Origin of the sequence: Mycobacterium asiaticum (assembly GCF_001673365.1) — a bacterium.
Taxonomy (GTDB): domain Bacteria; phylum Actinomycetota; class Actinomycetes; order Mycobacteriales; family Mycobacteriaceae; genus Mycobacterium; species Mycobacterium asiaticum_A.
The window spans coordinates 205,153-219,283 of sequence record NZ_LZLS01000156.1; the positions used below are offsets into that span (position 1 = coordinate 205,153).

Consider the following 14,131-nt stretch of genomic DNA (forward strand, 5'->3'; position numbering starts at 1 on the left):
CTGTTAAATCACCGGCTCGCGGATGCACTCCACCCATGCCGCACCGCTGTCGGGGACGCGCGGTTGTTTCCACGCCTCGATCGGAAACGACACCATCACCAGTGACTGCATCACGTGCATCAGTGTGCGCGCGTCTTCGGGCAGATCGTCGAGCGGGTACTGGTCGCAGTAGGCGATGACGTCGTTCAATAACGGGAACGCGGCGTCGTAGAACTCCTGCATCTCGGCCATCGACGAGGCCAGCCGCTTGGCGTAGCGTTCCGGCTCGGTGGCCAGGGCCCAGCCCAAATATGGCTCCAGGGCTGCGAATTCAGACGGTAGCGACATTGCGCTGGTGCTCCTTCACGTAGTCACTCGTCGTCTTGTGCAGGTGCCGGATCAGCACCTCCTGGTCGCACAACAGGAACTCCTTGACGGCCCGGGTGCCGATCATGGTCTGGGTGGCCTCCAGGGTGTTGGCGTCCTGCAGCGCGTACTCCTTGAACGTCACGGCGGCCAGTTCCTGCGCCAGGCGTTCGCGCGCATTGCGCGGCGGCACGAAATACAGGGAGCACTCGAAGATGTGCTTGTCCACCGCGGTTGGCCAGTAGTGGTAGGTCAGGTACCAGCCCGGCTCCCAGATCAGCAGCATGAAGTTCGGGTAGAACAGCCACGAGTCGATGCCCCACTGCGGCACGCGCTTGACGTTGACACCCGGTGGCAATTCCAGGTTTTCGATGATTTCCGGCTTGTCCCACGGGCCGAACAATCCGCTGCGCAACACCTGGTCCATCGGCTTGACCATCGACATGTCCGACGGCGGCGCCTGCCCGCCCCACGTCGACTGCAGGTTGTGCGGGCCGGCCAACTCGTAGTGCAGCGCCTCGTAGCCGAACTTCTGGATCTTGGCGGCTTCTTCTTTGGTGTACTGCCCCTGGTGCAGGATCGGCGCGTGGTAGAACTCGACGAACGCGTCGATGAACAGCTTCCAGTTGCTGCCGACCTCGGCCCGGTAGGAGTAGGTCTCGGTCATTTCGCCGAAGGGGTAGCCCTCGATGCTTTTGGCCAGCGGCCCGAGGTAGTCGGTGAGTGGCGCCGCGTTGTCGTCGAAGTTGATGAAGATGAAGCCTTCCCACACCTCGCAGCGCACCGATGCCAGGCCGTAGCTGGACATGTCGAGGTCGAAGAACTCGTCCGGCTGTTGGACGAAGGTCAGTTCGCCGTCGAGGCTGTAGCGCCAGGCGTGATATTTGCAAGTGAACTGCCGGCAGGTGCCGGACGTTTCCTCGTTCGGAAAGTCGTTCCACACCAACTTGTTTCCGCGGTGGCGGCAGACGTTGTGGTACGCCTTGACGGTCCCGTCCTTGGTCTTGGTGATGATCACCGAGGTGCCCTTGCCGGCCGACGGCAGTTCTCGGGTGAAGTAGCTGCCGGTGCGCGGTAGGCGATTGACCCGGCCGACGTTGAGCCACTGCTTCCTGAAGACAGCCTCGCGTTCGGCTTCGAAGAACGCCGGGTCGATCGAGTCGGTGTAGTCGACCGGATCGGTGCCCAGTTCGGGATAGTTCTCTGTCCAGCTTCCGGCGGCTGGCTTGGGGAAGTGGGCCACTGCTACCTCTCCTCTTGAAGTGCTTTGTGATTCTCGACCTCTACGCCAAAAGTGTTGAGCGCCATCGCCAGCATCATGTAGGAGCCGACGGTGAACACGTAGTCCATGCGCTGGCGGTCGTCGAAGCGCTCGCCAAGTGCTGCCCAGGTTTCGTCGGACAACTCGGACTGCTCGTCAAGCTCGTCGACGCCGGCGAGTACCGCGCGCTCGAATTCGTCGAAATCGCCGGCCACGATGGGCGCGCGCGACGCCTCGATTTCGGCGTCGGTGACGCCCTCGCGCTTGGCCAGGTCGACGTGGTGCGTCCACTCGTAGGCGCACTTGCGCCGGTGCGCGACGCGCAGGATCGCCAGTTCGCGGATGCGTGGCGGCAGGGTGGAGCTGAAGAGAAGGTGCACGTTGAACTTGAGGAACGCCTTGGTCAGGGCGGGGTGGTTTACCAACGTCGACAGGATGTTGGAAGCGTCGCGCGGGTTGCGCCGTTCCGGGGGCAGCATCACGGCCAGTGCCTGCTCGACAGACTCGTCCCACCGGTCGGCGGGCAGCGGCGGCAAGCGCATCGCGCGGGTGTCCTCTCGGTCAAAGAGAATCATATTCTCATTTCCAACTAACAGACTTGCATGAAACGGTCGGCTGGTCAATCCTGGCGCGACGGGCTCCGTCGGAGGTGCCCGCGACGGTGTCGGTGCGCACTTTGTAGTGGGCCGCCAAAACCGCCAAACTGCCTAGTTGTCGCAGGCAGGAAAGCACCCGCAGCGAGCGTGCAGCCTATGCTGGATGTTGATTCTCGCTTCACGAGAAGATAGTTTTCAACATATAGAGAGCCAGCGCACTGCGGCTCGCCTCTGCTGTCTTGGGGCCGGGGAATTCAGCTGGCTCGGATGAGAAGGGAAGACCCGTGAACAAAGAGGACATGATCCTGATCAGCGTGGACGACCACACCGTCGAACCGCCGAACATGTTCAAGAACCACCTGCCGGCCAAGTATCTGGACGACGCGCCGCGGCTGGTACACAACCCCGACGGTTCGGACATGTGGAAGTTTCGCGACACGGTCATCCCGAACGTGGCGCTCAACGCGGTAGCCGGCCGGCCCAAGGAGGAATACGGGATCGAGCCGACCGGCCTCGACGAGATCCGGCCGGGTTGTTACAACGTCGACGAACGCATCAAGGACATGAATGCGGGCGGCATTCTGGCCTCGATCTGCTTTCCGTCCTTCCCGGGGTTTGCCGCGCGGTTGTTCGCGACCGACGACCACGACTTCTCCATCGCCTTAGTCCAGGCCTACAACGACTGGCACATCGAAGAGTGGTGCGGCGCCTACCCGGCGCGGTTCATCCCAATGGCGATTCCGGTGATCTGGGACGCCGAGGCGTGCGCTGCCGAGGTGCGCCGGGTGGCCAAGAAGGGCGTGCACGCGCTCACGTTCACCGAGAACCCGGCCGCGATGGGCTATCCGAGCTTCCACAACGAATACTGGAACCCGCTGTGGAAAGCGTTGTGCGACACCAACACCGTGATGAATGTGCACATCGGCTCCTCGGGTCGGCTGGCGATCACCGCGCCGGACGCGCCGATGGACGTGATGATCACGTTGCAGCCGATGAACATCGTGCAGGCCGCGGCGGACCTGCTGTGGTCGCGGCCGATCAAGGAGTACCCGGACCTCAAGATCGCGCTCTCAGAAGGTGGGACCGGTTGGATTCCCTACTTCCTGGAACGGGTGGACCGCACGTTCGAGATGCACTCCACCTGGACCCACCAGAACTTCGGCGGCAAGCTGCCCAGCGAGGTGTTCCGCGAGCACTTCCTGACCTGCTTCATCAGCGACAAGACCGGGGTCAGGCTGCGTCACGACATCGGCATCGACAACATCGCCTGGGAGGCGGACTATCCGCACAGCGACTCGATGTGGCCGGGTGCGCCGGAAGAATTGTGGGACGTGTTGTCCATCAACAACGTTCCCGACGACGAGATCAACAAGATGACCTACCAGAACGCCATGCGGTGGTACTCCTTTGACCCGTTCACCCACATCACGCCGGAGCAGGCGACGGTCGGGGCGCTGCGCAAGGCCGCCGAGGGTCACGACGTGTCCATCAAAGCGGCGGGCAACGCCAAGGACAGCCGTAGCGGCTCGTCCTTTGCGGACTTCGCGGCCAACGCGAAGGCGCTGAGCGGCAATAAGGACTAGGCGGCACCACCGTCCCGCCGAGCAGACGCAGAATCGCATCGTTCGGGCGGCGAACGTGCGATTCTGCGTCTGCTCGCGGGTGAAAGGGGACGGCCGGGCATGGAGTTTGAGCTCACCGAAGATCAGGAACTAATCCGCCGGTCGGTCGCCGAGTTGGCGTCGAAGTTCGACGACCACTACTGGATGGAAAAAGACCAGGCGCACGAGTTTCCCACAGAGTTCTACCGCGCCATCGCCGACGGCGGCTGGCTCGGTATGACGATCCCCACCGAATACGGCGGCCACGGCCTGGGCATCACCGAAGCGACCATCCTCCTCGAGGAAGTGGCCAAGTCCGGTGGCGCCATGAACGCGGCCAGCTCGATCCACCTGACGATCTTCGGCATGCAGCCCGTGGTGGTGCACGGCTCCGACGAGCTCAAGCAGCGCACCCTGCCGCAGGTGGCGACGGGGGAGACGCACGTCTGTTTCGGGGTCACCGAACCGGGCGCCGGCCTCGATACTTCACGGATCACGACATTCGCCAAGCGGGACGGTGACCGCTACGTCGTCAACGGCCGCAAGGTGTGGATCTCCAAAGCGCTGGAGTCCGACAAGATACTGCTGCTGACCCGCACGCAGAGCTACGAAGAGGTCACCAAGAAAACCGACGGCATGACGCTGTTCTTGACCGACCTCGACCGCAGCCGGGTCGACATCCGGCCGATCAAGAAGATGGGTCGCAATGCCGTCAGCTCCAACGAGCTCTTCATCGACAATCTCGAAGTCCCCGTCGAGGACCGAGTTGGCGAGGAAGGCAAGGGATTTCAATACATCCTCGACGGGCTGAATCCGGAACGGATGCTGATTGCGGCCGAGGCGCTCGGCATCGGCCGGGTGGCCCTGGACAAGGCGGTCAAATACGGCAACGAGCGCGAGGTGTTCGGGCGACCCATCGGGATGAACCAGGGACTGCAGTTCCCGCTCGCGGATTCATTGGCCCGCCTGGATGCCGCCGAGCTGATGTTGCGCAAAGCTACCTGGCTCTACGACAACGGGAAACCCTGTGGGCGCGAAGCGAATACGGCCAAGTACCTGTGTGCCGACGCCGGATTCACCGCCGCGGACCGTGCATTGCAGACGCACGGCGGCATGGGTTACGCGGAGGAGTATCACGTCACCCGGTACTTCCGCGAAGCCCGACTGATGAAGATCGCTCCGGTCAGCCAAGAAATGATCCTCAATTTCCTCGGTTCACACGTGTTGAAACTGCCGCGCAGCTACTAGGTAGTTTGTTGTTCGTCGAACCACGATCGGAGCGAACAAATGCGTGAGACGGTCATCGTCGAGGCGGTGCGCACCGCGGTCGGCAAGCGCAACGGTGGGTTGTCGGGCATGCATGCCGCGGACCTGTCCGCCGTCGTCCTCAACGAACTGCTGGAACGCGCGGGCGTCAGCCCGGAGCGCATCGACGACGTGATCTGGGGCTGCGTGTCTCAGGTGGGCGACCAGTCCAGCAACATCGCCCGCTACGCCGTGCTCGCGGCGGGCTGGCCGGAAAGCATCCCGGGGACCACGGTCAACCGCGCCTGCGGCTCCAGCCAGCAGGCCCTCGACTTCGCGGTCCAGGCGGTGATGTCGGGCCAGCAGGACGTGGTGGTGGCCGGCGGTGTCGAGGTGATGAGCCGAGTGCCGCTCGGCTCGGCGCGGGCCACCGGAATGCCGTACGGGCCGAAAGTGCTTGCCCGCTATGACGGTTTCTCGTTCAACCAGGGACTGTCGGCGGAGCTGATCGCCAAGAAGTGGGGGTTGTCTCGGGGCCGGCTCGACGAATACTCCGCGCTGTCGCACGAACGGGCCGCCGCGGCACAGGACAGCGGCGCATTCACCGAGCAGATCGTTGCGGTGTTCACCGATGACGAGGCCGGGCTGGTGCATCAGGACGAGGGCATCAGGCGCGGCACCACTGTCGAGAAGCTGGGCGGATTGAAGCCGGCGTTCGTCGACGACGGCGTGATCCACGCGGGCAACTCGTCGCAGATCTCCGACGGAGCGGCCGCGCTGTTGGTCACCACCTCGGAGTTGGCACTGGAACTGGGTCTCACTCCAATCGTGCGTTACCGAGCCGGTGCGGTCACCGGAGCGGATCCGGTGCTGATGCTCACCGGACCCATCCCGGCCACCGAAAAGGTGCTGGGCAAGTCCGGCGTTCGCATCGACGACGTCGGTGTGTTCGAGGTGAACGAGGCATTCGCGCCGGTGCCGCTGGCCTGGCTTGCCGAAACCGGAGCCGACCCGCAGCGGTTGAATCCGCTGGGTGGTGCCATCGCGCTGGGTCATCCGTTGGGCGCATCCGGAGCGGTATTGATGACGCGCATGGTGCACCACATGCGTGCCAACGGAATTCGCTTCGGGCTGCAGACCATGTGCGAGGGCGGCGGCACGGCCAACGCCACCTTGGTCGAATTGGTGAGCTGAACTCAACCGCGAACCGGCCCTTGTCAGGTCGGGGTAAACCAACCTACTGTGTGTTCAGTAGGTTTTGCGAACCGGCCGATCGTGAGGAGTGCGGTGCCAGACGTACGGCCCTACGAGACGCTCCTCGCCAAAGGCGAAGACCGCAAGCAGCGGATCCTCGAAGTGGCCCACCGGTTGCTCTCGCGCAACGGTTGGCGCACTACGACGCTCGCCCAGATCGCCCGGGAAGCGGGGGTTAGCCCCGCTGGTCTGCTGCACCACTTCGAGTCGAAAGAACAGCTACTGCACGCGGTTCTGGACGTGCGCGACTCCGACGACGAGCAGCATTCCGATCGCGGTGGCGATCTGCTCGGCGAGATCGCCCAGGTCGCCGACCGGTTCAACCGTGCGCCAGAATTGGTGGGCACGTTCACCGTGCTGCTAGTGGAGAACATCGCCGCCGACGCGCCCCTGCACGACCGCCTGGTGCGACGCCAACGGGATGCCACCGAGATCGTCGCCGAGGGCATCCGCCGCGGCCAGGCTGCTGGTCGGTACCGCGCTGACATAGACCCCGCCGTCAAGGCAGTAGAAATTCTCGCCTTCATCCACGGAATGGAAATGACATGGTTGCTGGATCCTTCGATACCGCTGGCCGAGGTGTTCAAGGAGTACGCCGAGACGCTGGCGCGCGACTTCTCGCCACCCAACTAGACCCGGTACCGGACATGCGATACCGGCTCGACGTGGTGGCGTCCAGCGTCGTCGACGTGGTGAGGTTCGCCGGCGGTTGGCTCTTCGACCGGGCGATGGCCGGTTGGGACGTCACGGTGCTGTTGACCGACCACCCCGACGACCGGCCGCTGCACATCCTCGGCGCCAAGACCCTCGACTTGGAAAGCGCACTGGCGTCGCTGGACACCCGTCCTCGACCACAGGCTTTGGCGGCCGCCGCGGACCTGCTCGGCTCAGACCCGCGAGTACGCACCGGGGTGCTGCAGGCGCTCGACCACGGCGTCACCGAAGTGACCCTGTGGGGTACCACCTGGCCGGCTGAGCTGGATGCCAGCGTCGGACTCGTGCAGCACCGGTTGAGTAGCGCCGCGCAGATATTCAAGGCTCGGGCGCTGGCGTCGGCGGGATCCCCGCTCGGCCAGATCGGCCCGCTCGAATCGTTTCGCAGTGGTCTGATGGCCGGCCGTTCCGTGGCAGCCGACCTGGTGCCCGCCTGACCCCTGCCCCCGCCGCCGACCGTGAGTCCTGCGACACCGAACCGGCGTGTCGCGTCGTGGTATTCACACTCGCCGTACGGCGGTCGGAGCACGACGTTGCGGTCGGGCTGACCATATGGAAATGTAATACTCATCTGTGAGAGGCGGATTCTCGCTAGCTGAGATTCGAATGGAGCTCAAGACATAATGGCCGACGTCACCGAGATGGACTTCTTCCGCGATAAGCGGCTCGTCGCAGATCCCTACCCCTATTACGAGGCGCTGCGCCAGCGGTGCCCGGTCACCAAAGAGGAACACCACGACGTCACCATGGTGACCGGCTGGGAAGAAGCCTGCGCCGTGCTCAACGACGCTGCGACCTGGTCCTCTTGCAACTCGGTGACCGGTCCGTTCCCGGGATTTCCGGTACCGATCGAAGGTGACGACATCACCGAGCTCATCGAGCAGCATCGTGACGAGTTGCCGTTCAGCGACCAGCTACCGACCCTGGATCCGCCCACTCACACCAATCACCGGTCACTGCTGATGCGGCTGATCACCCCCAAGCGCCTCAAGGAAAACGAGGATGCCATGTGGGACCTCGCCGACCAGGTGCTCGACGATTTTCTGGCGCCTGGACAGGGCGAGTTCATCAAGGGCTTCGCGAGCCCGTTCACCCTATTGGTCATCGCCGATTTGTTGGGTGTGCCGATGGAAGATCGCGACAAGTTCGTCAAAGGCATCCGCGAGCACTCCGGTGGCGGCGTCGGTGGCACCGGCAAAGAAGCGTTGGCGCACAGTCCGCTGGAATTCCTCTACGGTCTGTTCTCCGATTACGTCCGGGACCGTCGTCGCGAGCCCCGCGACGACGTGTTGACCGGGCTGGCGACGGCCACCTACCCGGACGGCTCGATACCCGAAGTCGAGGACGTGGCCCGCGTTGCCAGCAACGTCTTTTCAGCCGGGCAGGAAACCACCGTGCGTCTGCTCGGGGCCTCGTTGCAGATCCTGGCCGAATGTCCCGAGATTCAGCAGCAACTGCGTCGCGACCGCAGCATGATCCCCAACTTCATCGAGGAGTCGCTGCGTATCGAGAGCCCGGTGAAGGGGGACTTCCGGATGAACCGGGTGCCGGTCAACGTCGGCGGGGTGGACCTGCCCGCCGGCACGACGGTGATGGTGGTGCAGGCGGCCGCCAACCGTGACCCGCGCCGGTTCGAAGACCCGAGCACGTTCGATCCGGCCCGCAAGAATGCCCGGCAGCACATCTCGTTCGGACGCGGAATACACAGCTGTCCCGGCGCTCCGCTAGCGCGCGCGGAAACCCGGGTGGCCCTCGAGCGGCTGCTCGACCGGACGTCGGACATCAGGCTCAACGAAGAGGTGCACGGTCCGGCGAATGATCGCCGCTACCACTATGTCCCGACCTACATTCTGCGTGGGTTGACCGAGCTGCACCTGGAATTCACTGCGGGATGAAAGTCTGGGTCGACGACGGGAGTTGCCGTGGACACGGCATGTGTCTGACGCTGTGCCCGGAGGTGTTCAGCCTCACCGACGATGGGTATGCCGAAGCGATAAGTTCTGAGGTTCCAACGGAATTCGAGGAAGCTACCCGCGAGGCGATCGCTTGCTGTCCCGAGCAGGCGATCAAGGAGACTTAGCCGCGCCTATTCGGTGAGCGAGATCGCTTGTCGCGGACACTGTCGGACCGCTTCGCGCACCGGCTCTTCGATGTCCGGCGTGACCTCAGTCTGGTGCACCGTCAGCATGTCGTCGTCCCCGAGTTCGAATACCTCGGGGATGATTCCCATGCACACGCCGTTGCTCTCACACAGGTCCCAGTCGACTTCGATCTTCATCGCATCACCCTTACCGGAACGTTCTTCCAGCCCGCGACATTCTGCATTTGCACGCGGTTGCAGTTGTCCCAATCCACCTCATAGCGTGGCATGAAGTCGAGCAGCTTTTCCAGCGCGATCGCGCTTTCCATGCGGGCCAGCGCCGCGCCCAGGCAACTGTGAATTCCGTAGCCGAAGCTCAGGTTGAGCGCTTCGTGCCCGTTGCGGTCGATGTTGAATGTGTCGGGGTCGGTCCAGGCCCGCGGATCCCGGTTTGCCGCACCGTTGATCAGGAATACCGGTTTCATGGCCGGGATCGTGACGCCGTGCAGCTCAACATCTTTGAGTGAGCAACGGACCTGGTACTGGGACGGCGCCTCGTAGCGGAGCAACTCCTCGACGGCAGCCGGGATCTTGCTGCGATCGTCTAGCAGCTTTTGCCACTCGCCGGGGAACCGCGCGAACACGACCGGGGCATTGCCGACCAGTTTGGTCACGGTCTCCGCGCCGGCGCCCCCCAATAGGGTTGCGAATCCGGCTATTTCGATGTCGTCCAGGCTGGTGGTCTGGCCGTCTTCACGCGTGATTTCGGCGTTGATCAGCTTGGTGAACAGATCGTTCTGCGGCTCGACGCGACGTTGCTGCAGGATCTCGTAGTACAACATCCCGGTTTCGATGTTGGCCTGCATGCCGCGCTCGCCGACCTCGACCTGTCCGGGTTCGCGGTGCAGCCCCTCGTCGATCAGGTGGCGGATCCGCTGCGCATTTTCCTCGGGCACCCCGAGCATGGTGGTGATCACCTCGACCGGGAACGGTCCGGAGAAGTCTTGGACCACATCGAAGCGGACGGGATCGACGTTGCTCAGATACTTGTCGATCTTTTCGCGGACCATTGGCTGCTGGGCCTGAATGGCGCGTGGAGTGAAGACCTTGTTGAGCAGGCTGCGCATGTGCCGGTGGTCGGGTGGGTCCATGAAGATGATCGACTTCTGCTCCGGCGGCTTCCCGGTGCGCACCATCGACAGGTCGATACCGAAGGCCGAGGAGTACGTCTCGAAGTTTTTCAGGCCCGCCGCCACATCGGCATGCCGGGTCAGCGCGTAGAAGTCGTACTCCTCGCTGTAATACACCGGAGCCTCTTCTTGCATGCGCCGGTAGGTATCCCAGGCACCGTTGAAGAAGTCCTCGGAGAACGGGTCGAAGCTGACCGTCGATGTGGTCATTGAACGCTCCTTGCTGATGAACTGCGGGCTGGATTCGTTACAGCTGAACGCCTGACTGTAAACCTAACGGTAGCTGTTTCTGGGCGGGGCAATCAACCGGCCTCTCGGTCGACCGAGTTGTCCGACGAACGGGTGGCGATGCATTCGTCCACGAACGCGAACACCTTGCGGTGATACTCGGCGGCGCAGTGGCCGAGGCTGAGATTGTGGCCGGCATCGGGCTGCCTATTGCTGGTGAAAAGTGTTGCTTGCGAGAACATTTCGGCGATTTCGGCGAGGTTGCTGTCGTCGCCCCGATAAACCCGGTCGTGCTCGCCGAGGGTGAACCGCACCGGCACCCGCACCATCGGCGCCAGTTCCGGGAAGTAGCGGTGTGGCCAGTTCTGCGCCACGTCCCGCTCGTAAGGCGGGGACGCAGCGGAGTTTGTGACGCCGCGCAGGATGTCCGGCGGGTACAGGTGCAAAGGTTCCCACAGCAGTTCGCGGGTGCCGGGTGGACGCTCCTTGACGACGGCCGCCTTCATGATTTCCTTGGCGGCGTCGTGGTAGCGACGGCCGGTGCCGCCCAGTTCCATGCCCAGCAAGCCGGTGCCGCGTTCATCGGCTGCCATCCGCGTCGCAAGCTCGCAGCCACCCGAGTGGCCCAGCACGAACAGGCCCGCGCCGCGTGGTTGTGGGCCCAGAATGCGTTCCACCGCGCCATAAGCGAGGTCGACGCGCTGCTGCGGGGTTTGCACCGCCTCGGGGTACGGCGCCGAACTGCCGTGGCCCGGTCGGTCGAGTGCGATCACGGTGAAGCCCAGGGTGGGACCCAGTCGCAGCAACGACAATTCGGGGTGTCCGGGGCAGTCGAAATACACGGCGGTAGTGCCGCCGCCATGAATAGCCACGACGACGGCCTTGGGCTCCGGTGCTTCTGCGATGACGCCGGACATGGGCACGCCGTCGACGATGACCACCCGCGGGCGTGGGTTCATTCGTCGCTCCTCAACAGCATCACCCCGCTGGGCGTCAGGCCGCCGCTGCTCACCACGCCAACGCGGGCACCGGCGACTTGGCGCGCGCCAGCCTCGCCGCGCAATTGGGTGACGGCCTCATGCAGCAGACCCATCCCGTGGGTGCGGCCGTGGGAGAGCTGGCCGCCGTGGGTGTTGAGCGGAATCAGGCCGTCGCGGGCGATGTTCTTGCCGCCGTCCAAGAACTCCCGGGCTTCACCTATTCCGCAAAAGCCCAGGGCTTCGATCCAGGACAGGCAGTTCATGGTGAACCCGTCGTACAGTTCGGCGACATCGACGTCGGCGGGGCGCAGCGACGTGCGCGTCCACAGATGCGCGGCTTGGCCCAGGACCTGGGGTTCGTGGGTGAGCGTGCTCTGGTCCCAGTCGATACGCTCGATGATCTGTGTCCCGACCGCCTCCACCAGGACCGGCGGCTTGGGCAGGTCGCGGGCCGCGTCGACGGCCGAAACGATGACGGCGATCGCACCGTCGCAGGGCACGTCGCAGTCGTAGAGCCCGAACGGCGTGGTGATGGGCCGGGCGTTGAGATAGTCCTCCATCGTCATCGGGTCGCGGTAGATCGCCGTCTCGTTGAGTTCGGCGTTGGCGCGCTGGTTCATTGCGATCCAGCCCAGGGTCTCCTTGGTGGTGCCATACCGGTGAAAGTGGCGTTGCGCGTTGATCGCCAGCGTGTGCGCGGCCGACATGGCACCGAATGGCCACTGCCAACTGTCCGTCCGGCCGCCGGACGGGATGATCCTGCCCTGCTTCATCAGCTCGTTGAAGGTGGCTTCCCATAGCGTCCGATAGCAGAGCACGTGGCGGGCCAGTCCGGCCGAGACGGCGAGCATGGCCGCGATCACCGAACCGCCCGGCCCGAATGTCTCGATGCCGCCGTTGTGCCAGGTGGGCCGGATGCCCAGCGCGGCTTCGAGCGCGGTCACCCCGCCCTCGCCGAACCCACCCATATTGCCGCCGCCCGGATAGGTGGACAGCCCGTCGATGTCATCGAAGGTCAGCCCGGCGTCGGCGATCGCGGCCTCGCAGGCTTGTACGGTCAGCGAGAGCGGCGGGACCATTTGCCGCCGCCCGATCGGTGACATGCCGATGCCGGTGAGCGCGACCTTGTCTTCGAACTTCTCGCTGGTCAGCATCGGCCGGACGTATTCGCCGAAACGTTCCGGCGCGATCTCGTCGTCGGGCAGCGCGGCTGGCTCGGAGTCGGGGAGCGGGCGAAACAGCGGCAGCCACACGTCCTCGATCTGTTCGAACACCACCTCGACGGCCTGACCCAGCTCCAAATGCTCGGGATCGGCGTCCACGATGTTCGTGGTCAGCCGCACCCGCGGGTCCTCGACGATCGCGACCTGCGCGATGACGTAGGGCGCCGGCATGCCGGGGACACTGAATCGGTGGTTCACGGTGAATCCGGCCAGCGTCGCCTTGCCCGAGACGGTCCGCACACCGATGTCGCGCGAGCGGCAGTAGCGGCATACCGGAGCGGGCGGGTGGATCAGCGACTCACAGGCTTTGCATTCCTGGAACCGGAGCGAGCCGTCGGCGCCGGCGGTCCAGAAAAACTCGTTCTGAGCAGTGATTTGGGGCAGCGGGCGTCCCGGGGCTGCTGACACGTCACCTCCGCAGGCTGAACGGCCCAGCCGAATATGGTAGGCACGTTATGCGAATACGAGAATTACGTTATCATCTTCGGCAGGGCCAGAACGATACCTTTCGAGCGGGACTGATGTGACAGAGACGCTGGTTCAGGAGGCGCCGCGCGACGGTGTCGTGGTGCTCCGGCTCAATCGCCCGGAGCGGTTGAACGCGATCAACGACGCGATGCTGGCGGAGTTCATGCAGGCGTTCGCCGGCCTCGCCGATGCCGAAGCTTCCGTCAACGCCGTCGTCATCACCGGGACGGGACGCGGATTCTGTTCGGGCATCGACGTACGCGACTTCGGGGGGAATGCCCCAGAGGCCACCGATCCCGCCATCGACAGGTTGCGCTTTCAGGAAGCCATGGCCTCCATTCCCCAGGCGATCCGCAACCTCCCGCAACCGGTGATCGCCGCCGTCAACGGCGTGTGCGTCGGTGCTGGATTGGCCTTATGCCTGGCCGCCGATATCCGGATCGGTTCTGCCACTGCAACATTCGGCAATGCGGCGATTCTGCTCGGTCTATCGGGTGCGGAGATGGGCATGAGCTACCACCTGCCCCGCATCGTGGGCACCAGCGTCGCCGCGGACTGGATGCTCACCGGACGCACCGTATCCGCCGACGAAGCCGACCGTCGGGGCCTGGTGAGTCAAGTGGTCGAGCCTGACCGGCTTTTCGACCACGCAGTCGAGCTGGCGGGGCGCATCAGCGACCTCGCACCCTTAGGCGTCCGACTGACAAAGACTGCGCTGCAAGTGAATACCGATGCCGCGGGCTTCGCCTCGGCGATCGAGCTGGAGAACCGCAACCAAGTGCTGAGCCACGCCACCGACGAGGCCGCGGCGCTTCGCCAGAAGTGGTCCCAGCGGTAGAGAGGATCAGCTTGTGGCATGGGACTTTTCGACCGATCCGGAATGGGCGGCCCAACTCGACTGGGTGGACCAATTCGTTCGCTCCGAGTGCGAGCCGGTCGATCTGCT

General features: G+C 64.2%; 15 protein-coding genes. 8 read left to right on the forward strand and 7 right to left on the reverse strand.

Features of this window, described 5'->3' with window-relative positions:
• Positions 1–3: 3 nt before the first annotated feature.
• The 3 genes from A5634_RS17255 to A5634_RS17265 are packed head-to-tail and all read right to left on the reverse strand — an operon-like array spanning position 4 to position 2,148.
• Positions 4–327 (reverse strand): hypothetical protein, encoded by a 324-nt coding sequence (locus A5634_RS17255; RefSeq protein ID WP_065145234.1) that lies wholly within the window; start codon positions 325–327, stop codon positions 4–6.
• Positions 311–1,588 carry an aromatic ring-hydroxylating oxygenase subunit alpha gene (locus A5634_RS17260; protein ID WP_065145235.1) on the reverse strand — a complete coding sequence of 426 codons (1,278 nt, stop codon included), beginning with the start codon at positions 1,586–1,588 and terminating at the stop codon, positions 311–313. Before A5634_RS17260 ends, A5634_RS17255 begins: the two co-directional genes overlap by 17 nt.
• A 2-nt stretch (positions 1,589–1,590) precedes the next feature.
• Entirely contained in the window at positions 1,591–2,148 is a 558-nt protein-coding gene (locus tag A5634_RS17265) for a carboxymuconolactone decarboxylase family protein (protein WP_065145236.1), read from the reverse strand.
• A gap of 338 nt (positions 2,149–2,486) precedes the next feature.
• Between A5634_RS17265 and A5634_RS17270 the strand changes: the two genes are divergently transcribed.
• From A5634_RS17270 to A5634_RS17300, 7 genes are all read left to right on the forward strand, one after another.
• Entirely contained in the window at positions 2,487–3,785 is a 1,299-nt protein-coding gene (locus A5634_RS17270; RefSeq protein ID WP_065145237.1) for an amidohydrolase family protein, read from the forward strand.
• A gap of 99 nt (positions 3,786–3,884) precedes the next feature.
• Entirely contained in the window at positions 3,885–5,051 is a 1,167-nt protein-coding gene (locus A5634_RS17275; protein ID WP_065145238.1) for an acyl-CoA dehydrogenase family protein, read from the forward strand.
• Positions 5,052–5,090: 39 nt separating this feature from the next.
• The gene (locus A5634_RS17280; RefSeq protein ID WP_065145239.1) at positions 5,091–6,242 is read left to right on the forward strand and encodes a thiolase family protein; all 1,152 of its coding nucleotides are present in this window, start codon (positions 5,091–5,093) and stop codon (positions 6,240–6,242) included.
• A gap of 93 nt (positions 6,243–6,335) precedes the next feature.
• Entirely contained in the window at positions 6,336–6,935 is a 600-nt protein-coding gene (locus tag A5634_RS17285) for a TetR/AcrR family transcriptional regulator (RefSeq protein ID WP_065145240.1), read from the forward strand.
• A 14-nt stretch (positions 6,936–6,949) separates the two neighbouring features.
• A complete protein-coding gene (locus A5634_RS17290) occupies positions 6,950–7,453 on the forward strand; it encodes a hypothetical protein (protein ID WP_065145241.1) in 504 nt (167 codons plus the stop codon).
• A gap of 186 nt (positions 7,454–7,639) precedes the next feature.
• On the forward strand, positions 7,640–8,911 hold the full coding sequence (locus tag A5634_RS17295; protein WP_065145242.1) for a cytochrome P450: 1,272 nt from the start codon (positions 7,640–7,642) through the stop codon (positions 8,909–8,911).
• Entirely contained in the window at positions 8,908–9,096 is a 189-nt protein-coding gene (locus tag A5634_RS17300) for a ferredoxin (protein WP_065145243.1), read from the forward strand. The genes A5634_RS17295 and A5634_RS17300 overlap by 4 nt, the downstream gene beginning before the upstream one ends.
• Positions 9,097–9,102: 6 nt before the next feature.
• Here the strand turns inward: A5634_RS17300 and A5634_RS17305 are convergent, their stop codons facing one another.
• From A5634_RS17305 to A5634_RS17320, 4 genes are all read right to left on the reverse strand, one after another.
• Positions 9,103–9,294 carry a ferredoxin gene (locus A5634_RS17305; protein WP_065145244.1) on the reverse strand — a complete coding sequence of 64 codons (192 nt, stop codon included), beginning with the start codon at positions 9,292–9,294 and terminating at the stop codon, positions 9,103–9,105.
• Positions 9,291–10,496: a cytochrome P450 gene (locus tag A5634_RS17310; RefSeq protein ID WP_065145245.1), complete on the reverse strand. Its 1,206-nt coding sequence runs from the start codon at positions 10,494–10,496 to the stop codon at positions 9,291–9,293. Before A5634_RS17310 ends, A5634_RS17305 begins: the two co-directional genes overlap by 4 nt.
• A 92-nt stretch (positions 10,497–10,588) precedes the next feature.
• A complete protein-coding gene (locus A5634_RS17315) occupies positions 10,589–11,473 on the reverse strand; it encodes an alpha/beta hydrolase (protein ID WP_065145246.1) in 885 nt (294 codons plus the stop codon).
• Positions 11,470–13,125 (reverse strand): thiolase C-terminal domain-containing protein, encoded by a 1,656-nt coding sequence (locus tag A5634_RS17320; protein ID WP_065145247.1) that lies wholly within the window; start codon positions 13,123–13,125, stop codon positions 11,470–11,472. Before A5634_RS17320 ends, A5634_RS17315 begins: the two co-directional genes overlap by 4 nt.
• A 115-nt stretch (positions 13,126–13,240) precedes the next feature.
• Here A5634_RS17320 and A5634_RS17325 point away from each other — a divergent pair, with 115 nt between their 5' ends.
• Positions 13,241–14,023: an enoyl-CoA hydratase/isomerase family protein gene (locus A5634_RS17325; RefSeq protein WP_065145248.1), complete on the forward strand. Its 783-nt coding sequence runs from the start codon at positions 13,241–13,243 to the stop codon at positions 14,021–14,023.
• Positions 14,024–14,131 lie beyond the last annotated feature (108 nt).